The sequence below is a fragment of the Sphingomonas montanisoli genome (assembly GCF_008274695.1).
GTDB classification, from domain to species: domain Bacteria; phylum Pseudomonadota; class Alphaproteobacteria; order Sphingomonadales; family Sphingomonadaceae; genus Rhizorhabdus; species Rhizorhabdus montanisoli.
Map to the genome: position 1 here is coordinate 113,426 of NZ_VTOU01000004.1, position 24,886 is coordinate 138,311.

General features: G+C 66.5%; 16 protein-coding genes. 7 read left to right on the top strand and 9 right to left on the bottom strand.

The window, feature by feature from the left end; genetic code table 11:
- Positions 1-2: 2 nt before the first annotated feature.
- The 3 genes from FYJ91_RS17050 to FYJ91_RS17060 are packed head-to-tail and all read left to right on the top strand — an operon-like array spanning position 3 to position 3,060.
- Positions 3-632 (top strand): flavin reductase family protein, encoded by a 630-nt coding sequence (locus FYJ91_RS17050; protein ID WP_149523523.1) that lies wholly within the window; start codon positions 3-5, stop codon positions 630-632.
- A complete protein-coding gene (locus FYJ91_RS17055) occupies positions 629-1,540 on the top strand; it encodes a DMT family transporter (RefSeq protein ID WP_246152693.1) in 912 nt (303 codons plus the stop codon). The genes FYJ91_RS17050 and FYJ91_RS17055 overlap by 4 nt, the downstream gene beginning before the upstream one ends.
- Entirely contained in the window at positions 1,537-3,060 is a 1,524-nt protein-coding gene (locus FYJ91_RS17060) for a carboxylesterase/lipase family protein (protein ID WP_219822615.1), read from the top strand. The genes FYJ91_RS17055 and FYJ91_RS17060 overlap by 4 nt, the downstream gene beginning before the upstream one ends.
- 775 nt (positions 3,061-3,835) lie before the next feature.
- Here the strand turns inward: FYJ91_RS17060 and FYJ91_RS17065 are convergent.
- The 5 genes from FYJ91_RS17065 to FYJ91_RS17085 all read right to left on the bottom strand — a co-directional run bounded on the left by FYJ91_RS17065 (position 3,836) and on the right by FYJ91_RS17085 (position 11,289).
- On the bottom strand, positions 3,836-5,308 hold the full coding sequence (locus FYJ91_RS17065) for an aldehyde dehydrogenase family protein (RefSeq protein ID WP_149523524.1): 1,473 nt from the start codon (positions 5,306-5,308) through the stop codon (positions 3,836-3,838).
- Positions 5,309-5,318: 10 nt separating this feature from the next.
- On the bottom strand, positions 5,319-6,653 hold the full coding sequence (locus FYJ91_RS17070; RefSeq protein WP_246152695.1) for an MFS transporter: 1,335 nt from the start codon (positions 6,651-6,653) through the stop codon (positions 5,319-5,321).
- 413 nt (positions 6,654-7,066) lie between these two features.
- The gene (locus FYJ91_RS17075) at positions 7,067-8,824 is read right to left on the bottom strand and encodes an N-acyl-D-amino-acid deacylase family protein (RefSeq protein ID WP_149523525.1); all 1,758 of its coding nucleotides are present in this window, start codon (positions 8,822-8,824) and stop codon (positions 7,067-7,069) included.
- A 186-nt stretch (positions 8,825-9,010) separates the two neighbouring features.
- Positions 9,011-10,027 (bottom strand): helix-turn-helix domain-containing protein, encoded by a 1,017-nt coding sequence (locus tag FYJ91_RS17080; RefSeq protein ID WP_149523526.1) that lies wholly within the window; start codon positions 10,025-10,027, stop codon positions 9,011-9,013.
- The gene (locus FYJ91_RS17085) at positions 10,024-11,289 is read right to left on the bottom strand and encodes an MFS transporter (protein ID WP_149523527.1); all 1,266 of its coding nucleotides are present in this window, start codon (positions 11,287-11,289) and stop codon (positions 10,024-10,026) included. Before FYJ91_RS17085 ends, FYJ91_RS17080 begins: the two co-directional genes overlap by 4 nt.
- Positions 11,290-11,602: 313 nt before the next feature.
- Here FYJ91_RS17085 and FYJ91_RS17090 point away from each other — a divergent pair, with 313 nt between their 5' ends.
- Together FYJ91_RS17090 and FYJ91_RS17095 are read left to right on the top strand one after the other, a co-directional pair.
- Positions 11,603-16,285, top strand: coding sequence for an autotransporter domain-containing protein (locus tag FYJ91_RS17090; RefSeq protein WP_149523528.1), 4,683 nt, complete (start codon positions 11,603-11,605; stop codon positions 16,283-16,285).
- Between the two features lie 198 nt (positions 16,286-16,483).
- On the top strand, positions 16,484-17,764 hold the full coding sequence (locus FYJ91_RS17095) for an MFS transporter (protein WP_149523529.1): 1,281 nt from the start codon (positions 16,484-16,486) through the stop codon (positions 17,762-17,764).
- A 115-nt stretch (positions 17,765-17,879) separates the two neighbouring features.
- Here the strand turns inward: FYJ91_RS17095 and FYJ91_RS17100 are convergent, their stop codons facing one another.
- Positions 17,880-19,406, bottom strand: coding sequence for an acyl-CoA synthetase (locus tag FYJ91_RS17100; RefSeq protein ID WP_149523530.1), 1,527 nt, complete (start codon positions 19,404-19,406; stop codon positions 17,880-17,882).
- 110 nt (positions 19,407-19,516) lie between these two features.
- On the opposite strand from FYJ91_RS17100, the gene FYJ91_RS17105 reads away from it, so the two are divergent.
- Positions 19,517-20,527, top strand: coding sequence for an NADPH:quinone oxidoreductase family protein (locus FYJ91_RS17105; protein WP_342788028.1), 1,011 nt, complete (start codon positions 19,517-19,519; stop codon positions 20,525-20,527).
- 179 nt (positions 20,528-20,706) lie between these two features.
- Complete coding sequence (locus tag FYJ91_RS17110; protein WP_149523532.1) at positions 20,707-22,113, top strand: aldehyde dehydrogenase family protein; 1,407 nt, start codon at positions 20,707-20,709, stop codon at positions 22,111-22,113.
- A gap of 201 nt (positions 22,114-22,314) precedes the next feature.
- On the opposite strand, the gene FYJ91_RS17115 is transcribed toward FYJ91_RS17110, so the two are convergent.
- The 3 genes from FYJ91_RS17115 to FYJ91_RS17125 are packed head-to-tail and all read right to left on the bottom strand — an operon-like array spanning position 22,315 to position 24,748.
- The gene (locus FYJ91_RS17115) at positions 22,315-23,109 is read right to left on the bottom strand and encodes a MetQ/NlpA family ABC transporter substrate-binding protein (protein ID WP_149523533.1); all 795 of its coding nucleotides are present in this window, start codon (positions 23,107-23,109) and stop codon (positions 22,315-22,317) included.
- 11 nt (positions 23,110-23,120) lie between these two features.
- Positions 23,121-23,783: a methionine ABC transporter permease gene (locus FYJ91_RS17120; RefSeq protein WP_149523534.1), complete on the bottom strand. Its 663-nt coding sequence runs from the start codon at positions 23,781-23,783 to the stop codon at positions 23,121-23,123.
- Positions 23,780-24,748 (bottom strand): methionine ABC transporter ATP-binding protein, encoded by a 969-nt coding sequence (locus tag FYJ91_RS17125; protein ID WP_149523535.1) that lies wholly within the window; start codon positions 24,746-24,748, stop codon positions 23,780-23,782. The genes FYJ91_RS17120 and FYJ91_RS17125 overlap by 4 nt, the downstream gene beginning before the upstream one ends.
- Positions 24,749-24,886: the final 138 nt, after the last annotated feature.

Here is a 24,886-nt window from a genome sequence, read left to right on the forward strand (position 1 = left end):
GAATGCAGATCGACATGGCCGCGACGCCCTTTGGCGCGCGCTACAACATCATGAACTCGACGGTGACGCCGCGCCCGATCGCGTGGACGGTGACGCTGGATGAGGAGGGCAAGCCCAACGCCGCCCCGCACAGCTTCTTCAACGCGCTGGGCAGCGATCCGGCGATGGTCGTGCTGGGCCTGATGAAGATCAAGGGGCAGGACAAGGACACCGCCGCCTATATCCGCGCGCGCCCCGACTTCGTGATCGCGCTGGTGGCGGAGCATGACGCCGAGGCGATGAACAAGACCGCGACCGACAGCCCGCGCGGCGTCGACGAACTCGCGATGTTCGGGATCGGCACCGCGCCCGCATCGGTCGTCGCGCCGCCGCTGATCGCCAGCGCGCCGGTCAATTTTGAATGCCGGGTGCGCGACATGCTCGATTATCCGGGGCAGACGGTGGTGATCGCCGAAATCCTGGTCGCGCATATCAAGGACGAGTTCATCCTGAATGCGGAACGGATGCACCTCGATACGCCCGCGATGCAGCTGATCGCGCGCACGCATGGCGCGGGCTGGTATGAGCGCGGGACCGACCTGTTCCAGATGAACCGCCCGAGCTACGCGCAGCTGATCGAGGACGCAAAGTGACTCCGCGCACTGCCGGTGGTGAACCGGCGGTGCCGTTCGGAGCGTTGGACCTGTCCGTTGCCGCCGCGATGAACATCCTGTGGGGGATGAACATCATCGCGATGAAGGTGACGGTCGGCGCGCTCGCCCCCTTCACCGCGGGCGCCGCGCGCCTCGCGATCGTCGGGCTGATCTGCGCGCCGTGGATGCGGCCGCCGCAGGGGCGGGTGAAGTCTCTTGCATTGTTCGGGCTGATCACGGGCGGGCTGTTCCTCCTCTTCCTCAACCTCGCGCTCAAGGTGTCGACCAATGTCGGCGCGCTCGCGATCGTCGGGCAGATGGCGGTGCCGATCGCACTGGTGCTGGGCGCAGTGATCCTGAAGGAACGGATGAGCCGCGCGCAACTGGCGGGGATCGCGGTCGCGATCGTCGGGATCGTCGTGCTGATGTTCGATCCGCGCATCTTCGGCGAGTTGCCGGGGCTGCTGCTGATGCTGCTCGCGGCGACGATGTGGGGGACGAGTTCGCTCGTCCAACGGCAACTGGCCGGCGTGCCGGTGCTGACGCTCTATTTCTGGACCGGGCTGATGGGCACCGCGCTCCTGCTGCCGATGTCGCTGGTGCTGGAGCCTGGGGTGCTGGCGAAGCTGCCGGGCCTGCCCGCAGCACCGCTCGCGTGGCTCGCTTTCTCGGTGCTGGGCGCGACGCTGGCGGGGCAGGGCGGGATGGCGTGGCTGCTGGGTCGCCACCCGCTGTCGGCGGTGATGCCGCTGACGCTCGCGGCGCCGGTCGTGTCGGTGGCGGCATCGCACTGGATGTTCGGAACGCCGGTAACGGCGTCGATGGTGATCGGCGGACTGATGACGCTCGCCGGCGTGGTGATCGTAACGATGGCGCGACGACGCGCACTGAAGGAGATGGGTGCATGAAGGGTATGACACGGAGCCTGCTGGCGTCGGTGGCGCTGTGCGCGAGCGTGGCGAACGCCGCCGCGCCGATCGTGACGACCGATCTGGGGCAGGTGAAGGGCATCGCCGTTCCCGAAGGCTATTCCTATCGCGGTATCCCCTTCGCGGCTCCGCCGGTGGGCGAGGGCCGCTGGAAGGCGCCGGCGCCGGCCAAGGCGTGGAAGGGCGTGCGCGATGCGAGCCAGTTTGGCTACAACTGCATCCAATCCGAACGTGGGCGCGAAGTCGGCGAGACATCCGAGGATTGCCTGACGCTCAGCGTCGTGACGCCGGAAGTGGGCGCCAAGAAGCTGCCCGTGCTGGTGTCGATCCACGGCGGCGCCTTTGCGTTCGGTTCGGGCCGCTACCTGGCCGATGGCGGGGCGGCGGCGATCGTGAAGCAGGGCATCGTGCTGGTGTCGCCCAATTACCGCGTCGGCCGCATGGGCTTTTTCGCGCATCCGGCGCTGACGGCGGAGGCCAAAGGCGGCGCGACGGCCAATTTCTGGCTGATGGACCAGATTGCGGCGCTGGGCTGGGTCCGGCGCAACATCGACAAGTTCGGTGGCGATCCGTCGAACGTGACGATCCTGGGCTGCTCGGCGGGCGGATCGAGCGTCAATCAGTTGCTCGTCGCGCCCTCGGCCAAGGGGCTGTTCGCGAAGGCCAGCGTCCATTCGGGCGGTGGTGTGTTCAACGCCAGCCGGTCGCTGGAGGTCGCGGAAAAGCAGGGCGTGGCCTTTGCCGATCGCACCGGCATCCAGGGCACCGACGCGGCGGCGCTGGCGAAGCTGCGCAAGCTGACCCCGGCACAGGTGCTGGCGGGCGATCCGGGCGCGCCGGAATTCGGCGCGATCGTCGACGGCAAGCTGCTGCCGATCGGCACGGCCGAGGCGTTCGCAACGGGCGCGATCACGAAGGTGCCGCTGTTTTCGGGATCGACCAGCGATGAGGCGAGCGTGTTCGGGCTGATGGGCTTCGACAAGGAAACGCTGAAAGACCGCTTCGGCGTCGATGTCGATGCACTGCGCCCGATCTATGAGGAGGCGGAGGGGCAGAAGCTGAGCGACGCCGAACTGCTGCGCCAGGTGCAGACCGACTTCATCTTCACGTCGGCCGCGATGGGCGTTTCGGGGATGGCTGACAAGGCGGGGCTGCCTAGCTGGGGCTATCACTTCGGTTATGTCGATGCGGCCGATCAGGGCAAGAAGCCCGGTGTGCCGCATTGTGGGGACATGCCCTACTTCTTCGGCACGCCGAAGGGCACGGCCCCGGCCGACCTGAAGGTGTCGCAGACGATGCAGAACTATCTGGTCAACTTCATCAAGGCGGGCGATCCGAACGGCGCCGGCCTGCCCGCATGGCCGCGCTACCAGACCCCGAACGCGGCGCCGCTGGTGGTCGACAAGGAGATCAAGGCGGTGCCCGGCTTCCGGGCGAAGCAGCTCGAATTCTTCCTGAACAAGGGCGGGGACGAGATGGGGCACAAGATCCCGCGGTAGTCCGAAATCCTCCCCGGGACGGGGAGGGGGACCGCGAAGCGGTGGAGGGGGGTGGCCGCGGGCGATGCGTCAAGCCTCCTGCCCCCTCCGTCAGCTGTGCTGACACCTCCCCGGATCGGGGAGGATTTTCGGTAGGCGCACCCGTGGCGTAGAATCAGGACAGGTGAAGGTCGGCGCGTCCTGCCAAAAGGGCACCCGGACGTTGGGTAACGTAAAGATAGTCGTGCGGGCATGGCTGGGGCCGACCGAACCGACATGCTTTGCCTGCTGTCACCAGGCCAGGGGATGCGGTCCTGCGATTGGCTGCTGCCATCCTTGCAGGGGATGGCCCCGGCGATTGGGGGCGAAGCGCGGTCTGTCCGGTCGGGGCTACCGGGGATGCGGGACTCTGACTTCCCGCAGTGGATCGGCCCTGTCTTCCCTTCGAAACCGCAAGTCGCCTCCGCCTGCCGGCGGGTTCGTCCAGCACATGCCGGCGAGAAGCGATGCGCATCCGCTTCTGAACCGGATGACTTCGCGCCGACCTGTCACGGCCCGGTGACGGAGCGAGCTCTGCTCCGGGCCGGTCCTGTATCCTCACGCTGATCGGGCGAGAGGATGAGTGAGTGAATAACCCAAATGGTTCTTTTTGTCAAGTATAAAGATCCTCCCCGGGACGGGGAGGTGGCGCCGAAGGCGACGGAGGGGGCAGGAGGCAAGGCGATGCGCCCGGTCTCCTGCCCCCTCCACCATGCTCCGCATGGTCCCCCTCCCCGTGCCGGGGAGGATTTTCAGATCAATCCATCCGGACCCAGATGCTCTTGGTGTTGAGGTAGCTGGCGACGTGTTCGTAGCCGCCTTCGCGGCCGAAGCCGGACATCTTGTAGCCGCCGAAGGGGACCGAGGGGTCCATCGCGAAATAGTGGTTCACCCAGACGGTGCCCGATTTGATGCGGTTGGCGGTCGACAGGCCGACGGTGATATCCTTGGTCCAGACGCCACCCGCGAGGCCGAAGCGCGATGCGTTGGCGCGGGCGATCACCTCTTCCTGCGTATCGAACACCATGATCGAGGCGACGGGGCCGAAGATCTCCTCACGCGCGATGCGCATGTCGTCATTGACGTCGGCGAAGACGGTGGGGGCGACCCAGTGGCCGGTGTCGAGGCCGCCATCGGTGACGCGCGCGCCACCCGCAACGAGGCGGGCACCTTCGGTCGGGCCGTGATCGAGATAGTCCTGCACGCGGGTATATTGTTTGGCCGAGACGAGCGGGCCGACCTGCGTCGTGGGATCGAGGCTGGGGCCGATCTTCATCGCCGAGGCGAAGGCGGCGACACCGGCGACGACCTCCTCATAGACGCCGCGCTGGACGAACAGGCGGGTGCCGGCGGCGCAGACCTGCCCCGAATTGTTGAACACGCCGATCGCGGCGGCGGGGATGGCGCGGGTGAGATCGGCGTCGTTGAAGATGATGTTGGGGGACTTGCCGCCCAGCTCCATCGTGACGCGCTTCACGGTGCCGGCCGACGCCTGAATGATCCGCTGCCCGGTCTCGCAGCTTCCGGTGAAGCTGATCTTGTCGATGTCGGGGTGGTTGGAGAGCGCGGCGCCCGTCGCGCCCATGCCGGTGACGATGTTGACGACGCCTGCGGGGATGCCGGCCTCCAGGCACAGTTTGCCGAAGGCGAGGGGGCTGAGCGAGGCGTCCTCGGCGGGCTTCAGCACCACGGTGCAGCCCGCGGCGAGGGCGGGGGCGATCTTCCACACCGCGCTGAACAGCGGGCCGTTCCACGGAATGATCGCGCCGACGACGCCGATCGGCTCGCGCACCGTATAGGTGAACAGATCGACGGGCGCTGAATTGTGGATCGTCTCACCGTGGATCGCGGTGGCGAGGCCGGCGAAGTGGCGGATCGCGCGCAGGACGAGATCGCGGAGACCCCGGGCGGCCGTGATCGGGCGGCCCATTTCGAGTGTGTCGAGCAGGGCGAGATCGTCGAAGTCGCGATCGATCAGGTCGGCGAGGCGCAGGAGCATCGCCTGACGCTCGGCGGGCTTCACCTTGGCCCAACTGCCTTCGAGCGCGCGGCGCGCGGCGGCAACGGCGCGATCGACATCGGCTTCGGCCCCCAGAGGGATGTCGGCAAGCTTCGCACCGGTGTTCGGATTGAGCGTGTCGAAACGCTCGCCGGAGATGGCGTCGACGAACTGGCCGTCGATCAGGAGACCCTTGGGCGTGCCCGCGATGAGGGCGGCGTGATCGGTCATTTGGTAATCCTTACAGGGCTTCGACGGCATTCCGCATCGAGCGGCGGCCGAGCGCGAACAGCAATGCCGAGGGGAGCAGCACGACGAATATGGTGATGACGAGCGACATGCCCACCAGCTTCTCGTCGCCCAGCACCTTGTCGGTGATGAGACCCACGGTGGCGGGGCCGCCCGCCAACGCGATCAGGCCGGTGACGAGGACGTAGAGCGCGGAGACGCGGCCGCGCAGGCGCGGGGCGGTAACGACCTGCACCACCGTCGGGCCCATGCTGGCGGCGGCGAGGACGAGCGCCATGAACAGGCCGTAGAGAATGACGGTCACCCACGGGTTTGACACGAGGAAGGCGACGACGCCGAGCGGGGCGGCGATGATCACCGCGCCCATGCACCACAGGAGATGTGCGTCACGACGGCCGGCCTTGAACATCCGATCGACCGCCCAGCCATGCACCGGCATCAAAGCGGCAGCGAGGATCTGGGTAACGCCGAGGACCGGGCCGATCTGCGCGGGTGTCCAGCCGTGGACGCGGGCGAGGAAGCTGGGGGTCCACAGCTGGAAGCCGATCGTGCAGGCATAGGTGAGGCCGAAGCCGAGGAATGTCGCGACGGCGAGCGGCTTGTGCGCCTTCAGGAAGGTCCACGCCTCGCCATAGCCGGCGCCTTGGTCGATCGAGGTCTTCTTGCGGCGGATAGGCTCACGGAAGAGGAATACGAGCAGCGCGAGCAGGATGCCGGGTGCGCCGGTGATGATGAACACCTCCTGCCACGGCTGGAGCGCGCCGAGGATCGGCCAGACCGAGCCGCCGCCCTGCATCACGGCCGACACGATCGGCCCGCCGACGAGGAACACCACGCCCGCGCCCATCACGCCGCCCATGATGAAGATCGACATGGCGAGGCCGACCTTGTGCGGGGGGAAACTGTCCCCCACCACCGAATAGCTGCCGGTCGAGAAACCGGATTCGCCGACGCCGACGCCAGCGCGCGATATGGCCAGCATCGCGAAGCTGGAGGCCAGGCCGCACGAGGCGGCGGCGATGCTCCAGATCGTGACTGACAGCCACAGGATCACGCGGCGGCTGTAGCGATCGAGCGCCATGCCGACGGGCAGCGCGCAGATGCAGAACAGGAAGGCGAAGGCGGGACCTTGCAGCAGGCTGATCTGCAGATCGGACAGGCCGAGATCGGCTTTGATCGGGCCGACCATCAGCGCCATGATGTTCCGGTCGGTCAGCGACAATATGTAGAGCAGGAAGAGGATCGCGACCGTAAGCCAGCCCATCGCGGGCGAGGGGTAGGCGGCGGCGTCCTGTTCGGACGCGGGGGAATCGGCGGGCGCGATCATTCTTGTGTCTCTCCTATGCGCGAGCATAGGCCACAATTTTGCACGATAGGTCAATATGTGTGTGCGGGCAGATCCTCTCCCGGAGGGAGAGGGGGACCGCGCCGAAGGCGTGGTGGAGAGGTATTGGCCGGTAACGGTATTGGCGTGTGTGGAGAATACCCCTCCACCGGCTGCGCCGGTCCCCCTCCCCCTCCGGGGGAGGACCGTCTGTTTTTGGTCCTTCCCCGTCAGGGAGCGCGAGGTTGAACATGCCCCCGGCATGTTCAAGGATCGTCCGGGGGACGATCCGACCTCGCACTGTGGCGCTGAAAGCGACGGAGGGGGAGGACACGACAAACCTGTGGTTCATCGCATCCTCCCCCTCCGTCAGCATGCGCTGACACCTCCCCCTGGCGGGGGAGGATTTATGTTCCTTACTCCGCCGCCTGAGCCTCGGCGAAGGCTTCGTGCGTCTCATGCCCTGCGATGCGGCCTGGATAGGCGCCGGTGAACGAGCCGCCGTCGAAGATCGGCTCGCCGTGGACCATCGTCATGCGCATCGGCGCGGCGTCGCGGGTGTAGCGATAGCCACGGCCGCCCGAGCCGTCCGGCACGTCGAACTCCTTGATCATCGGGCGACGCTCGACCTCGTCAATGTTCCAGATCGCGATGTCGGCGGTCTTGCCTTCGGCGATGTGGCCACGATCGGTGAAGCCGAAGAAGTTGGCGAGCTTGCCGGTCAGGTTGTAAACCGCCTGTTCGATCGTCAGCCAGTCATTGTCGCGGGCGAAGGTGGTGATCATGTTGATGTGATCGCCGATGCCGCACAGCATCTGGGCATGGGCGCCCGAGTCCGAGATGTTGCCGAGGGCGTTCTCATCCTTGAACAGGTTGATGATCTGCTCCATCGACGCCTTGGACATGCCGTAGCCGAGCGTCGAGCCGATGCCGTTGTCCAGCACCCAATCGGCCAGCACGTCCGACGGGTGGGCATTGTCCTTGCGGGCGTCGATCACGTCCTGGAACGTGACTTCCGAGCCGTAGGGCCCGACGCGATACTGGCTGTCGCGCATGATGACGCTTTCGGGGCGACGGAACATCGCCTGCGGGTACATCTCCTCCCACGACTGGCGCGCACGCTCGCGCCATTCTTCGGACTGGAGCAGTTCGAGCTTCTTGGCGGTGTTGGTCTCCTCGGCGACTTCGACCCAGGCGAGCAGGTTGGTCTGGCCGAAGGTGAGCGGCGAATTGAAGTTGATCATCGTCGCGGGGGCGACATGGGTGAAGCCGGTGTAGAGCGGATAGCCCTCGGCCTTGTAGCGCTCATGTTCCTCGACCAGCGGGGCGACCTTGCCGAGCTGATAGGTGAGGGTGGGGACGCCGGCCCACTGGGTCTTGAACTTGCGGTCCTTCACCAGCGGCACGAGGCGCTGCATGTCCTCGACACCTGTGAAGCGCTGGAAGATCGAGATGATGACCTCGAACGTCTTGCCGGGGAATTCGTCGAGCACGTCGAACAGCGCCGAGAATTCCTTGTCGTCGGCGAGGAGCGACGGGACCGGATTGCCCTGCCCATCATAATCCATCGTGTTCGACGAGAAGCCGCACGCGCCGGCCTTCAGCGCTTCGCGCAGCATGTCGGCCATCACGCGAATCTCTTCGTCGTTCGCGGCGCGCTTGGTCGCATCGATGCCCATTGCGGCGAGGCGCAGCGCCTGGTGGCCGCAGAAGAACTCGAAGTTGATCGGAACCTTGAGGTTGCGCAGCATCGAGTCGCGATACTCGCCCCAGGTCTTCCAGTCCCACGGCAGCTGCGAGTGGAACGGCTCGAGAGGGATATCTTCGAAGAAGGAGAAGATGCCGATCATGGCATCCTTGGCTTCCTTGGTCGGGTGGACCGGCGCGGCGCCGAAGCCGCAATTGCCGTTGACGGTGGTGGTAATGCCATAGCCCGGCAGCGGGAACATGTTGGGCATCCACCACATCGGCGCGTCATAATGGTTGTGCGTTTCGATGAAACCCGGGGTCACGTAGCAGCCGGTCGCGTCGACGACGCGCTCCACGCCCTCGCGCTCGATCGTCTCGGCGACCTTGACGATCTTGCCGCCGGCGATGCGCACGTCCGCCTTGAACGCCGGCTTGTTCTGCCCGTCGATGACGGTGCCGTTCTTGATCAGGATATTGTAGCTCATCGCAGCCTCTCCACTGGCCGCCCGGGCTCTCGACCCGGACGGACGACACGATAACAGATTTGGCGATGCGGCCGAAGCGACCGCTCGCCGATTCGTATCGGAGAGTTCTCCGTTTAGGTCAAGGCGCGCATTTTGCGCGTTTCGCGGGGTAAGCTGCCGGCGTCGTCGGGGGACGCGAAATGGCCCTCAGGATAATTCGCTCATCCAGCCGACCCAGCGGCGACGTGCGGTGAGGACGCCTTCGTCCGGATTCGCCTGGACCTCGCGCCGATAGGCGCCGGGCGCGCGGCCGTTCACTTCGGAAAAGACGCGGCTCATATGCGCTTCGCTCGCGAAGCCGAATTGCTGGGCGAGTTCGCCGAGGCCGGCGGTCGATCCATCTTCGATCGCTGCCCGGATCGCCTCGAGACGACGCATCTGGACCAGCCGCGCGATCCCGCCCTGCCGGTCGTAGAGCCGATAGAGCGAGGAGCGCGATATGCCGGTCGCGTCGCTGATCGTCGCCGCGGACAGCCGGCGATCGGCAAGGTGGCGTGCGATATAGCTTTCGACCGACTGACGGCGCAGCAAGTTCTGCTGGCGCGTCTCCGATCCGGGGCGCGAATAACCGGCGAGCGCGATCGCCAGCAGATCGACCAGCACGCGCGACAGATTGGGCATCGCCGCCGTCGCGATACCGGGCGCGCGATGTGCGAGCGAGGCGAGGAAATCGATGAGGATCAGGGTCGATGGCGGCCGCAGGACCATCCCGTGCAGGCTGGCGGGATCGTCGACGATCGCTTCGACCAGATGGCGTGCGATGCTGACGGTAAGATAGTGCGCACCGACCGCCTGGGTGCGCGTGGCCATGCTGGTATCGAGCAGGACGACGTTGCCCGCGCCTGCCCGGTCGAAGCGGCTTTCCGGGCTGCCGATGATTTCACCGTCGATCATCGCATAGAGCACGAAATGATCGAAGCCGTCGGAGGCGACCCGCTCGGTGCGCGAGTGGATGAGGCCATCGAGGCGGCGATCGAACAGCAGCATATTGCCCAGGCGCCAGGCGGTGACATGCGCGTGGAACGGGCCTTCGGCGCGTTCGACATCCGAACCATTGGCGTAAAGCTGCCGATATTCGTCGAAGGCGAGATCGGGATCGCGACCTTCGCTGGAGAACGTAAATCCATTGCCCACGTTGGCAGGAAGGGAGGGGGCCGCGATCATGCGTTGTTTCCCGCCAGTTGGCGCCACCCCGCCGAGGCGGACGCTGCCGAAACCGCCACCAGCACCGCCGATCCGGCAACCAGCAGCAGCAGCGCATAGTCCAGCGCGTGACCATCCCCCGCAATCGCGTCGCTCAGCCAGCCGGTGAGCCACGGGCCGACCGCATAGCCGAAAGCGGTGGTGACCGCGAGGAACAGCGCGTTGACCGACAGGCGTTCGCGCGGCGGGACCATCAGTTGCAGGCCGATCAGCGACGTCGCGGCCGCGATCCCGCCCCCGCCGATCATCACCACCAGCGCCAGGAAAGCCCCCGCCAGCCCGCCTGCGGCATGAAGGCCCGCACACCCCGCCAGCGCGATCAGCACGCCGCCGATCATCAGCGGAGCGGGGCCGCTGCGCACGAAGCCGGGGCGCGATGCGAACCGGCCCGCCGCGAGGTGGCCGATCGGGACGCCGACGAGGACGGCGACCCCGGCGAGCATGGCGCTGCCCGCGGTCGAGAGGCCGAACTGGCGATTTAGGATCGACGGCGCCCAGGCGCCGATCGCCTGCACGATCATCAGCACGCCCGCCGATGCGACCACATGGCCGAGAAAGGTGGAGCGAACCGACCCGATCCAGCGCAGCCCGCTGCCCAGGCCGGGCGTGGGGACATGTGCCTCCGCCGCCCGGCGCGACATGCGCCAGAGCAGGAGCGCGAGCAGCAGGTTGGGCAGCAGCAGCACGATGCTGGCGATCCGCCATGGCGCGATCGCAAGCGTGAGGCTGCCGAGGCCGAGCAGCAACGCTCCCCCGATCAGCAATCCGCCGCTGCGGCCCGACGCCGAGCCCGTGGTGAAGGCCGATATGGCGAGCGGGGCAGGGGGGGTGATCGACGCCGAGAGCAGCGAGGCGGCGGCGGGAGAGAAGCCGACCTGCGCGATGCCGAAGGCGATGCGACCCGCGACCAGCCCGGCGAACGTCGCTGCGAGCGCCCCGGCCGCGCTTGCCAGCGACCAGGCGATCAACGAGGCGATCACGATGTGCCAGGCGGAAAAGCGCCCTGCCCAGATCGCGGCGACGATCGTGCCGATCGCGAAGGGCAGGATCATCGCGGGGCCGATCAGGATGCCGAGTTGCGCATCCGTGAGATTGAAATCGGCGCGTAAGAGAGGAGCGAAGGCGGACGGGATCGCGCGATCGGCGAACAGGCAGAAGTGCGCCGCGCCCAACCCAAGAACCGCGGGCCACCCCAGCCCGCGACTTTCACCATCCACCGCCATTTTTTCCCCAATTTCGACCCCGTTCGAATCCGACCGGAAGATGAAAGGCCAAAGGCGTAAACCATTGAGGATACGGACGGGAAGGCGAAATATGTTCCTTTATGACACAGGCCGTAAACCATTTTGGGGCGTCCCATGAATTGGGATGCACAGACATTCCGCAACTGTTTGCGTTGTTTTACGAGGCCGGATCCGAAAAGCCGCGGTGAGTATCACCAAAGCGGTATCGGCGAGGGTGCATGGGGTTGATCGCGCCGCGCGCAGGCGATGGCGGTCGGCCTCGAGGTTCAGCGTAACACGGGGATTTTCTACTATGGCAGTCGGTTCTTTCCGCCGCATTCGCGGCGCGGTTTCGCGTTCGTCTTCGTTCCGTCTGTCCCTGCTGATGGGCACCGCCCTCGCACTCCCCGCCGCTGCCTACGCCGAAAACATCGCGTTTAACGGCACCGGCGATTATAGCCTGACCCGCACCGATACGGTTGCCGGCGGCCCCCGCACCGTCGACATCGCGACCGATGGCACGATCACGCTCAACCTTGCCGGCCTGACTGTCGACAACAGCGTCGGCAATAACGGTGCGGGCATCAGCGCCGATGCGATCACCGGCGCCGGAGCCGTCAACGTCACCGTCGGTACGGTCAACGCCACGGGCACGGGATCGACCTTCGCCGTTCGCGGCAACAGCAACACGGGCGCGATCACGATCAATGCGGGGTCGGTCACCTCGAACGGCAATTCGAGCAGTCGTGCGATCACCGCGACCACGAGCGGCGGGGACATCACGATCAACTCGACGGGGACCGCGGCCGGTGGTCAGCGCGGCATCTTCACCGGCGGCCCGGCCGGCACGGTGACCGTCAACAGTGCGATCGCGACGGCCAACGGCAACAATGGCAGCAGCCTGGGTGCGCTGTTCATTCAGGGTAACAGCGTCAAGGTCGTCAGCGACATCGCCACGCTGACCAACGCGAATGCATCGCAGGGTTCGGGCATCTATGTCGGCGCCGCCACGCTCGCCAACATCAAGTCGAACACCGTCACCACCGCCGGCACCAACCAGGCGGGCATCTATGTCAGCACGGGCGGCGACACGATCATCGACAGCGGCACCATCACGGTCGCCGGCAACACGCCGTTTGGCATCGCGGTGTTCGGCACCAAGACGACCGACATCAAGAGCACCCTGATCACGGGGACGGGGGCCAGCGGCGGCATCGGCATCAGCGTCACGCCTGACAGCGATCAGGCGGCAGGCACGCAGACTATCAAGATCGCCAGCGGCACTATCGACATGCGGGGCGCCGGCGCCACCGGCATTTCGGTCAATGGTCGCGGCAGCGCGGTTACGATCACCAGCGCGAACATCATCAACAACGGCACCGCGATCTCCGTTTCGGGCGACAGCGCAAACTCCGCCGCGACGAGCGTCACGAGCACGTCGATCAGCGGATCGGGCAGCGGCATCAACATATCGGGTCGCGGCGCCGTCACCCTCAACAGCGGCACGATCGCGCTGACGTCGACGGCGACGCAGAACGTGAATACTCTGAACGGCAGCGGTATCTCGGTGATCGCGCTCGCGGGTGATTCGGTCATCAACAGCGGCAGCGTGGTCTATACCGGCACCGGCAATGTGGTCGGGATCAACGCGCAGGCGGTGGGCACTTCGAACGCGCTGACCATCAACAGCCGCGATATCACCGTGACCGGGAATGGCGGCTACGCGATCCTCGGATCCACGGTTGGTGCGGCTATCACGATCAACAGCACGGGTACGGTGAAGACCGTCGGCACCACGCGCTCTGCGGGCGGCAACCTGCGCCCGGCCGATGGCATCGACGCGATCAGCCAGACCGGCGCTATCACCGTCAACAATTCGGGCGCGATCTCGACGGCTGGCGCGAATGCGCGCGGCATTGCGATCGATGCGGGCCGCGCGATCCGCAACTTCGGGACGCCCAGCACGACCGCCAGCACCGCCGCGATCAAGGTCAGCAACACCGGCAGCATCGCCACGACCGGGAATACGGCCAACGGTATCAACATCTTGGCGGATGAGAACACCGTGGCGCTGTCGAGCACGGGCAGCGTGACAACAAGCGGAACGTCGTCGACCGCCATCAACGTCAGCGGCAGAAGCGTCACCGCGACGATCGGTTCGGCGACGGCGACGGGCACGATGGCCGATGCGGTGCGCCTCATCGCCAACGGGGCTGGGGCAACCTTCGTCGCGTCCATCACCGGCGCGGTTTCGGCTACGGATGGCAGCGGGTTGCTGATCGATTCGCAGGGCAGCGCGACTGTCAACATCGCCTCCGGCGCCACAGTTAGTGGTTCGGTCACGGGCATTAACGTCGCCAGCGGCACGAGCACAATCGTCAATGCGGGCACCATCGCGAGCCGTAGCGGCGTTGGCATTTTGACCCGCGGTGCGACCAGCCTGGATAATAGCGGCACGGTCACCGGAGGGACCGGTGGCGTCGCCATCCAACTGGGCGCGGCAAACGACACGGTTACGCTGCGCACCGGTTCGGTCGTCAACGGCACGATCGTGGGCAATGGCGGTGTCGACCAGGCGGTGCTGAACGGCACCGTCGGGGTGCAGACCACCGCGCAGACGGTCGCGGCGTTCAGTGGCTTCACCGGCCTGACGGTGGCCGGCGGTTATTGGACCGCGGGGGCGACGCCGAGCAGCTTCGCCAACGTCACCGTGAACAACGGCGCGACCCTTGAGGTCGCAGGCGCCACCACGGGCGGCCTGACCGGCGTTGTGGCGTCGAACTATGTCGCGGACGGCACGCTTGCAATCCGCTCGGCGGGCAATACCGGTGCGTCGGTGCTGGGCAACCAGACGGTGTCGGGCGCGGGCCGCGTGTTGTTTGTAGGCGGCACCTCGACCCTCGATGGCGTCAACAGCATCGGTACCACCGGCGGCCTCGCGGTCGACAATGGCGCGACCGTGGTGCTGACCGGCACGCAAAGCGGGATCGTCAACGTCCTGACGGGCGGTACGTTCTCGATCGGCAATGGCGGGACGTCGGGCCTGTTCACGGGCAATGCGAACGTCGCCGGTACGCTGATCGTCAACCGTGCGGACGACTATAATTTCGACGGCGCGCTGACGGGTGCGGGCACGCTGGTGAAGAATGGTGCGGGCAAGCTGACGCTGGGCACGGGCTATGCCTTCACCGGCACGACGAACATCCTGGGCGGTTCGATCAAGCTGGCGGGCACGGTGGCGCCGACCACCGAGCTCGATCTGAAGGGCACGGGCACGCTCGACTTCTCGGGCACGCGCCAGGTGGTGGCGGAGTTGCAGGGGAATAGCCCTGCGGCGAAGATCAGCGTGGCGCAGGGCGGCGCGCTGACCGTCAACCAGACGACCAGCACCGCCTTTGCAGGCGAGATCACCGGAGACGGTTCGCTGGCCAAGACGGGCAGCGGTACGCTCAACCTGACGGGCGCCAACACCTATACCGGGCCGACGACGGTCACGGGCGGCAAGCTGGCGGTCAACGGCAGCATCGTCTCGCCGGTCACGGTGTCGGGCGGCGGCAAGCTGGGCGGTACCGGCCGCGTCGGCAACGTCACGATCGGGGCGGGCGGCGCCTATGCGCCGGGTAACTCGATCGGCACGCAGAATGTCGCGGGCAATGTCGTGTTCGCAAGTGGGGCGACCTACGAGGTCGAAACCAATGCCGACGGGCGTTCGGATCGCATCATCGCAACGGGCACCGCGAACATCGCCACCAACACCACTGTCGCGGTGCTGGCCGAGGCGGGCAGCTACAATCGCCTGACCAGCTACAACATCCTGAGCGCCACGGGCGGCGTGACGGGCACGTTCACCAACGTGACTTCGAACTTCGCCTTCCTGACGCCGTCGCTCAGCTACACCGGCACGGCGGTGACGCTGCGCCTGTTGCGCAACGACGTGACCTTCGCGTCGCTGGCCCGCACGCCGAACCAGCTTGCGGTCGCCAATGCGATCGCAGCGCAGGGCTTCAGCGGGACGGTGTTCAATTCGGCGATCATGCTGTCGAACGCGGCGACCCCGAACGCGTATAACGAGCTGTCGGGCGAGCTGTTCGCGGCGGTGCCTTCGGTGCTGATCGATCAGTCGCGCCGGATCCGCGGTTCGGTGCTCGATCGCGCCGATACGCAGGGTGAAGGCTGGGGCATCTGGGGCCAGGCGGGCCGCGCGGGCATCGAGACCGACGCGACCGGCAACGTCGCGGCGACGGCGACCGATCGCACCACCGTGCTGTCGGGTGTCGATTACGGCATGGGCACATGGCGCGTCGGCCTGCACGCGGGCTATGTCGACAGCAATGTGGGGGTGAAGGGCCGCGCGAGCCAGGCGGACGTCCACACCAAGCTGGTCGGCGCTTATGGCCGCTGGTCGCAGGACAAGCTGACCGTCAAGGTCGGCGGCGACTATAGCTGGCATGACGTCGACACGACGCGCAGCATCTCGATCCCCGGCCTCAATGGCCAGCTGCGTTCGGGCTATGACGCGACGAGCCAGCAGCTGTTCGGCGAAGTCAGCTACGCGCTGATCGATGGCCCGGTGACCGCCGCGCCGTTCGGGGGCCTTGCCTACGTCCGCACCCACGCCGACCGCGCCGTCGAGACGGGCACGGCGGCCGCGCTGACGACGGCGAGCCGTACCCGCGACATCAAGCTGGCGACCGCCGGCTGGCATCTGGGCGGCTCCGCGCCGATCGGCACCGGGGCGACCCTGCTGCCGCACCTGACCGCATCGGCGCAATATGCCTGGGGCGACCTGCGTGGCGGATCGGTGTCGCAGTTCGGTGGCGCAGGCCAGGCCTTCGGCGTCTCGGGCGCACGTCTGGCGCAGGCGACCTACGGCCTCGACGGCGGCGTCGACGTCCAGTTCGGGCAGAACGTGAAGGCCGGCATCGACGGCTTCATGTCCACGTCGAAGGACTGGTCCGACTTCGGCGCCAACGTCTCGGTCAGCTTCGCCTTCTAAGCGACGCATCACTTCGGAGAGGAGGGCCGGTTCCGCACCAAGCGGGGCCGGCCTTTTTCATTGTCGAGGGCAGAATTCGCGACTTTCCGGGAAAGGCCGGTGATCGCCTCAGCGCATCATCCGGGTTTCCGTATCGCGCAAACTAATGTTTGCGTGCCCATCCACCCCGTCTAGGTTGCGGGCAAAGGAGCGCCGTTCATGGTGCCCGGGGGAGGATGCGAACATATGTCGGTCGGCGGAAAAGGCTTCTATCGCGGCTGGCTGGTCGTCGGGCTGGCGATGCTGGCATCGACACTGATCCTCGGCACCACCGCAATCGGCTTCGGCGCGTTCGTGAAGCCGGTGTCCGACGATCTGGGCGTGACGCGCGCGACCGTGTCGACCGGATATGTCGTAATGACCTTGGGCATGGCGGTGTTCGCGCCGATCGCGGGTCGGCTGACGATGCGGGTGCCCGTCCGTCTGCTGCTGATCCTGTCGGCGATCCTGACCGGCAGCGCGCTGATCGGGGTCGGGCTATCGACGAACCTCCTCCTCGACGCGGTGCTGATCGGTATTCCGGTGGCCTTCGGCTTCGCAGCGGGCGGCAATCTGTGCGGCTTTACCCTGATCGCACGCTGGTTCGAGCGGCGGCGCGGACGCGCGATGGCGATCGGGGCGATCGGGCAGGGGCTGGGCGGGCTGCTTGTCCTGCCGCCGCTGGCGCTCGCGATCGAACATTATGGCTGGCGCACCGCGCTGATGATCGCGGGCGCAATCGTGGCGGTGGTTCTGACGGCCGCGACCCTGCTCGTGCCCGAACACCCCGCGCCGGGCGAGATGGAGGCGGCCGGCGAGAAGATGGAGGCGACGGCGGCATCGACCGCGGCGGCCAACGATCCGGGTGCGCAGTGGACGATGGGCAGGCTGCTGTCGTCGGGTAATTTCTGGCTGATCGGTACGGCGGGCGCGATGCTGTTCGCGGTCGCGCAGGTTTTGGGAACGTCGATCGTGCCATTCGGGCAGGAAAAGGGCCTGACGCTGCTTCAGGCGACCACGCTGGTTTCGGCGATGACCATCATCTCGCTTCTTGCCAAGCTGGTGCTCGCGACCTTCGCGGACAAGATCGACCAGATCTGGCTGATGATCGGCGGTACGCTCGTTCTGGCCGGGGTGATGGCCGGGCTGACGACGGTGACGGGCTATGGACCGCTGCTGGCGATCTCGGTGGTCGGCGGGCTGTGCAACGGCATCTTCTTCCCCTTGTTCAGCATGATCTTCGCCAATTACTTCGGTAGCCGGGCTTATGGCACCGCGCTGGGCCTCGTTACGCCGGTCATTTCGATCGTGGCGGCGGCGCTCGTTCGTTACGCGAACGTGACCTACGATAAGGCCGGCAGCTACGATCCTGCCTTCCTGAGCATGGTCGGGGCGCTGGCGGTGTCGGCGATCCTGCTGTTCGTGGCGAGCCGGTTTCGGCAGAAGACAGCGTTGGCCTGAATCCCAACCCCTTCCTCGGCATCGGTAGCGGAGCGAAGCAATCCATTCCGAACTGCGGGGTGGACTGCCGCGTCGCCTTCGGCTCCTCGCAATGACGAGGATGGGGCGGGGAGGCTCAGGCTTGTTCCAACACCTCGTCGCGCAGCTTGCGCTTGAGGATCTTGCCCGGGCCGGAGAGCGGGAGCGAGGCGCGCCAGTCGATCGAGCGGGGAATCTTGTAGCCGGCGATATGCTGGCGACAGTGGGCCTGCATTTCCTCGGTGCTGACGGCCGCACCCGCGCGTAGCACGATCGCCGCGTGGACGCGCTCGCCCCAGCGCGGATCGGGCACGCCGATCACCGCGCATTGTGAGACGGCGGGATGCTTCGAAATCGCGCGTTCGACCTCGATCGAATAGATGTTCTCGCCGCCCGAGATGATCATGTCCTTGATCCGATCGACGACGTAAACGAAGCCGTCGGCGTCGACATAACCGCCGTCGCCCGTATAGAGCCAGCCGTCGCGCAGCGCCTTCGCCGTCTGTTCGGGGTCGTTCCAATAGCCGGGCATGACGGTTCCCGCACGGGCCACGATTTCGCCAACGACGCCCTGTTCAACCTCTTGACCCTGTTCGTCGTGGATCGCGATTTCGGCCCCCGGCATCGGCAGGCCGGCCGAGCGCAGGCGCGTGGTCTTGCCCGACACGTCATGATCGCGCGGGAGCAGCATCGTGAGGATCGGACCGGCCTCCGACTGACCGTAGAGCTGGACCGGGCCGCATTGCGGCAGCATCTTCATGAAGCGGCGCACGACCTCCTCCGGCATCGGCATCGCACCATAATAGAGCCGGCGGAGCGTGGGGAGCGTGCGTGGGTTGCGTTCGAGTTCGTCGAGAAAGGTGCCGACCATTGTCGGGACCAGATAGACATCGGTGATGCCGTGCCGCTCGATCGCGTCGATCACCGCGACCGCATCGAAACGCGGCAGCAGGACGTGGCAGCCGCCCACCGCGGTCACGGCGTGGACGAACAGGGCGTCGGCGACGTGGAACATCGGCGGGGCGTGGAGATAGCGCACCTCACTGGTGTCGGCGCCCAGTTCGGTCCACATGCCCAGCGAATTGAACATGTGGTTGGCGTGGGTCATCACCGCGCCCTTCGATCGGCCGGTGGTGCCGCCGGTGAAGAATATGCTCGCCGGATCATTTCCGTGGCGGTTGAGATCGTCCATGGGCGCCGCCTTCGCCTGCAGCGCGTCGATCGAGTGCGCTTGCCCGCGCATCGCAAGGGTGGGGACGCGCTTCGCGCCGGCATCGAAGGTGCGTTCGAGCAGGTCGGCACGGCCTGCATCGAACAGGATCAGCGACGGATCGCCCGTCTCCAGAAGCTCGGCCAATTCGGCTGGGTTGAGGCGGGTGTTGAGCGGTAGCAGGACCGCGCCGGCCCACGGTATCGCGAAGAAGGCGGAGAGATAGAGATCGCAATTGTCGGCGAGGATGGCGATGCGATCCCCCGGCCTGACGCCCTCGTCGCGCAATATGGCGGCGAAGCGCGCGATCAGATCGTGCAACTGGGCCCAGGTGAAGCTGCGGTCCTCGCACATCAAGGCGATCTCGCCGCCCCGGCGGCGCGCGTTGGACCGGATCGACAAGGTCGCCTGCATCCGTCTCTCTCCCGTGGCGATATCTTGTGATCGTCCGCCTGTACCGATGGGTTTGACCACGCCCCCTTGCACTGTCAAGCAAGCGACCGTCGAGAGAATGAGGGGAGGGGATGATGCGTCGGCTGACGTCACATGCGGCCGGAGGGCCGAAGACGCTGGTGTTGGACGACGCGCCCGATCCGGTCGCGGGCACCGGGCAGGTGCTCGTGCGGATCGCCGCCTGTTCGGTCAACTATCCCGACAGCCTGATCATCGAGGACAAGTATCAATATAAGCCCGAACGCCCCTTCGCGCCCGGGTGCGAGATTGCCGGCGTGATCGAGGCGGTGGGCGCGGGCGTGGCTACGGGCGGGACTGGCCACAAGGTCGGCGACCGGGTGATGGCGATGAGTGGATGGGGCGGCATGGCCGATCGGATCGCGATCCCGGCCGCGGCCGCCTGGGCCATCCCCGACGCGATGCCGTTCGAACACGGCGCGGCGTTCATCATGACCTACGGCACCGCTTATCATGCCCTGGTGCAGCGGGCGGCGGCGAAGCCGGGGGAGACGCTGCTGGTGATGGGCGCGGCGGGCGGCGTGGGGCTGGCGGCGGTCGAGATCGGTGCGGCGCTGGGACTCAAAGTCGTCGCGGGAGTGTCCAGCGACGCGAAGCTGGCGATCGCGCGGGGCTATGGCGCGGTTGACGGCTTCGTCTATCCGCGCGGGCCGCTGGACAAGGATGGAAAGCGCGCGTTGGCTGCACGGGTGAAGGCGCTGTGTCCGGACGGGATCGATATGGTGATCGATCCGGTCGGCGGCGACCTGACCGAGGCGGCGATACGGGGCCTGAACTGGGGCGGGCGGCTGCTGATCGTCGGGTTCCCCGCAGGCATCGCGGCGATTCCGGCGAACCTGCTGCTGCTCAAGGGCGCGGCGGCGATAGGGGTGTTCTACGGCCACTTCACCGAGATCGAGCCCCAGGTCGACGCGTCGAACATGAAGGCGCTGCTCGATCTCTATAGCGCCGGCAAGCTCAGGCCACCGATCAGCGCGCGTTATCCGCTGGAGCATGGCGCCGCAGCGATCGCGGCGCTGTCCGATCCGGCCGCCCACGGCAAGATCATCGTCGAGGTCGCATGAGCGATATCGACGAACAGTCGCTCGCGCGATGGAAGTGCGATGCGCTCAACCTCACGAGATTCCAGCTTCGGCTGGGATGACGGCCAAGGCCAAGGCCGCGCTTGACTCCATCCCGCAAGTGAGTGCCCATTGGCGACATGACGCCCGGAGAGGCGCGGACCTAGGAGCGGAGACGGGCGATGACGGACTATCCGATGTTGATCGACGGCAAGCTGATTGCGGGCGGAGAGGCGCTCGACGTCATCAACCCGGCGACGGGCGAAGCGTTCACCAAGGTCGCCCGCGCCTCCGAAGCGGATTTCATGGGGGCGATCGCAGCGGCCAAGCGCGCGCAGAAGGGCTGGGCCGCGACCCCGCTCGATGAGCGCCGCGCCAAGTTGCTCGAACTCGCCGACTATATCGATGCCAATGCCGACAGGATCGCGCGCACGCTGGTGATGGAACAGGGCAAGCCGCTGGGCGAGGCGCAGATGGAAGTCGGCTTCGCGCCTGCCTTCATCCGCTATTTCAGCGAGCAGAGCCTCGATCCCGAAGTCGTGCAGGACGACGCCGACTATCTGATCGAGATGCATTACAAGCCGCTGGGCGTGGTCGCGGGGATCACGCCCTGGAACTTCCCGTTCCTGATCGGGGTGTACAAGCTGGCGCCCGCGCTGTTGCTGGGCAACGCCTTCATCTGGAAGCCCGCGCCGACGACGCCGGTGACGGCGCTGATCCTCGCCGAGGCGCTGAACAAGATTTTCCCGGCGGGTGTGGTCAACATCGTGATCGACAAGAACGAACTTGGTCACATCCTGACCAACCATCCCGATGTCGCGAAGGTCAGCTTCACCGGGTCGACCGCGACGGGTCGCAAGGTGATGGAGGCGGCGGCATCGTCGCTCAAGCGGCTGACGCTGGAACTGGGCGGCAACGATGCGGGCATCGTCCTGCCCGACGCAGACATCAAGAAGACCGCGCAGCGCGTGACGGGCAGCGCCTTCTTCAACGCGGGGCAGGTGTGCATCGCGCTCAAGCGACTCTACGTCCACCGCTCGATCTACGATCAGATGTGCGACGCGCTGGCCGAGGAGGTCGGGCTGCTCGCGGTCGGCGACGGGCTGGAGCAGGGGACGCGCGTCGGCCCGCTGCAGAATGCGATGCAATATGAGAAGGCGACCCGCTATCTCGATGCGGCGGCGGCCGATGGGCGGATCATCGTGGGCGGCAAGCGCAAGGAAGGCGCGGGTTACTTCGTCGAGCCGACTTTGGTGCGTGACATCGCCGACGGCTCCGCGCTGGTCGACGAGGAACAGTTCGCGCCGATCCTGCCGATAATCGCGTTCGACGAGATCGACGAGGTGATCGATCGCGCCAACTCGTCCGAATATGGGCTGGGCGGATCGGTATGGTCCGAGGACGTGGCGGCGGCGGACGCGGTCGCGGCGCGGATGGACAGCGGCACGATCTGGATCAACCACCACACCCATTTCGGCCCGCACATCCCTTTCGCGGGCGCCAAGCAATCGGGCATCGGCACCGAATTCGGACGCGAAGGCATGTTGGAGTTTTCGCAGCGCTCGGTCGTGAGCCGGATGCGGGGCTAGTTCCAACCCTCCCCCGCCAGGGGGAGGTGGCGCTGAAAGCGACGGAGGGGGAGGGCACGACGCATAACGAGTTGGCTGCTTCCTCCCCCTCCGTCAGCTACCGCTGACACCTCCCCCTGGCGGGGGAGGATGAGCTAGAGACCTTCACCACCACCGACTGCGCGTGGGAAAGGCGGCGCGCGACCGAGCAGATGGGCCTTCTCAGAAGGCCGGGATCACCGCACCCTTGTAACGCTGCTCGATGAACGCCTTCGTCTCGGGGCTGCGGAGCGCCGCGACCAGCTTCACGACGCGCGGATCGTCCCGCGCGCTTTCGGGGCCGACGACGAAGTTGACATAGGGGCTGTCCTTACCCTCGATCACGAGCGCGTCCTGACCGGGGCGCAGCTTCGCCTCCAGCGCGTAATTGGTGTTGATCAGGGCCAGATCGACCTGATCGATCACGCGGGGCAGGGTGGCGCCCTCCAACTGCTTGAACACATATTTGTGCGGGTTTTCGGCGATGTCGCGGGGCGATGCCGTCATGCCCGCGCCGGGCTTGAGTTTGATCAGGCCCGCTTTCTGGAGGAGGATCAAGGCGCGGCCGCTGGTGCTGGCATCGTTGGGGATCGCGATGGTCGCGCCGTCGGGCACGTCCTTGAGCGTCTTCCATTTCTTCGAATAGCCGCCGAGCGGCTCGACATGGACGCCCGCGATCGTGACGAGATTGGTGCCGCGCGCCTTGTTGAACTCGGCAAGGTAGCTTTCGGTCTCGAAATAGCTGACCGCGATGCGGCCTTCGGCGACCTGCACGTTGGGCTGCACATAATCGTTGAACACGCGGATATCGAGTTTCAGCCCGTCCCTGGCGAGACCGGGCTTCACCGCCTCGAGGATCTCGGCGTGGGGCACGGCGGTCGCGGCGACCGTCAGCGTGTTGGGATCGGCGGGGGCGGCGTCCTTCTTGCAGCCGGCGAGCGCAAGTGCTGCGAAGGCGATGAGGGCGAGAGAGCGCATGGGCGGACTTTCTATCGGCGGCTGAAATGACGGACGAGGCGATCGCCCGCCATCTGAAGCAATTGGACGAGGATCAGCAAGAGGACGACCGTGACGATCATCACGTCGGTCTGGAACCGTTGATAGCCGAAGCGGATCGCGAGATCGCCAAGCCCGCCCGCGCCAACCACGCCGGCCATCGCGGTGAAGGAGACGAGCGCGACCGCGGTGACGGTGATACCGGCGAGAATCCCCGGCATCGCCTCCGGGATCAAAGCGCGCAGGACGAGGTCACGCGTCGTGGCGCCCATCGCGGTGACCGCTTCGATCGTGTCGCGCCCGACCTCGCGCAGCGCCAGTTCGACGAGGCGCGCGAAGAAGGGCGCGGCGGCCACGACCAGAGGCGGGATCGCGCCGACGACGCCGAGCGATGTGCCGACGAGCGCAACCGTGAGCGGGATCATCACGATCAGCAGGATGATGAAGGGCACCGATCGCAGCAGGTTGACGACCAGCGACAGCCCCAGATGCGCGACGCGGTTCGCCCAGACCTGTCCAGGACTGGCGAGGAACAGGACGACGCCGAGCGGGAGTCCGATGGCGACGGTGAGGATCAGCGAGCCGGAGAGCATCGCGAGCGTGTCGAGCGTGGCCTGGCCGATGTCGGACCAGTCTATCGAATCGAAGTCGATCATGACACCGCTCCGTAGGTGGCGAGCGCCGCGACGGCGGCTTCGGCATCGCCGGTGACGCCGAGGGTCAACTGGCCGTAGCGCCCCTGCCGGAAGCGGCCGATATGGCCGCCGAGGACGACGAGATCGACCCCGGTCTCGCGCGCGACGCGGGTGAGGACCGGCTGGGCGATGGCATCGCCTTCGAAGGTGAGGCGGACGACGCGGCCGGGGAAATCGGCGTGATCGGCATGCCCTTCGCCGGCTTGGGCGAGCAGACGGCGGGTTTCGGCGGCTTGCGGGCGCAGGAAGATGTCGGCGACGGGGCCGGTTTCGACAAGGCGGCCGGCATCGAGCACGGCGACGCGATCGCACACCTCGCGCACCACCTCCATTTCGTGCGTGATCATCACGATGGTGAGGCCGAGATCGCGGTTGAGATCGGCGATGAGGGACAGGATGTCGCGCGTGGTTTCGGGATCGAGCGCGCTGGTCGCCTCATCGCACAGCAGGATGCGCGCGTCCCCAGCGATGGCGCGCGCAATGCCGACGCGCTGCTTCTGCCCGCCCGAAAGCTGGCCCGGATATTTGTGGCCGTGGGCGGCGAGACCGACCCGATCGAGCAGATCGGCGACGCGCGCCTTGCGGGCGTCGGCGGGGACGCCCGCGATGCGCAGCGGCAGCGCCATATTGTCCGCAACGGTGGCCGAGGAGAGCAGGCCGAATTGCTGGAAGATCATGCCGACCCGCCGGCGCAGCGCGCGCATATCGGCGGGCCGGGCGGCGCCGACATCCTGTCCGTCGACCACCACGCGCCCGCTGCTGGGGCGTTCGAGGCCGTTGATCAGGCGGACCAGCGTGGATTTGCCCGCGCCCGACCGGCCAATGACGCCGAAAATCTCGCTGGCGGCGATCGACAGGGTCACGTCGTGAAGCGCGGGAAGGCCGCCGGTCGTGAACGTCTTGGCGACCGATTCGAACTGGATCATCGGTGGCTCTTTATACTATCATATTGGTAGGAAATAGCGTTCGTTCCCCATCTTCTAGCAGATGCGCCGAACCCCGCCAGCGGTGCTGTGCCTTTTGGGACACGCTCTGTTTCAAATTGTTGCGAGTGACTTGCAGTA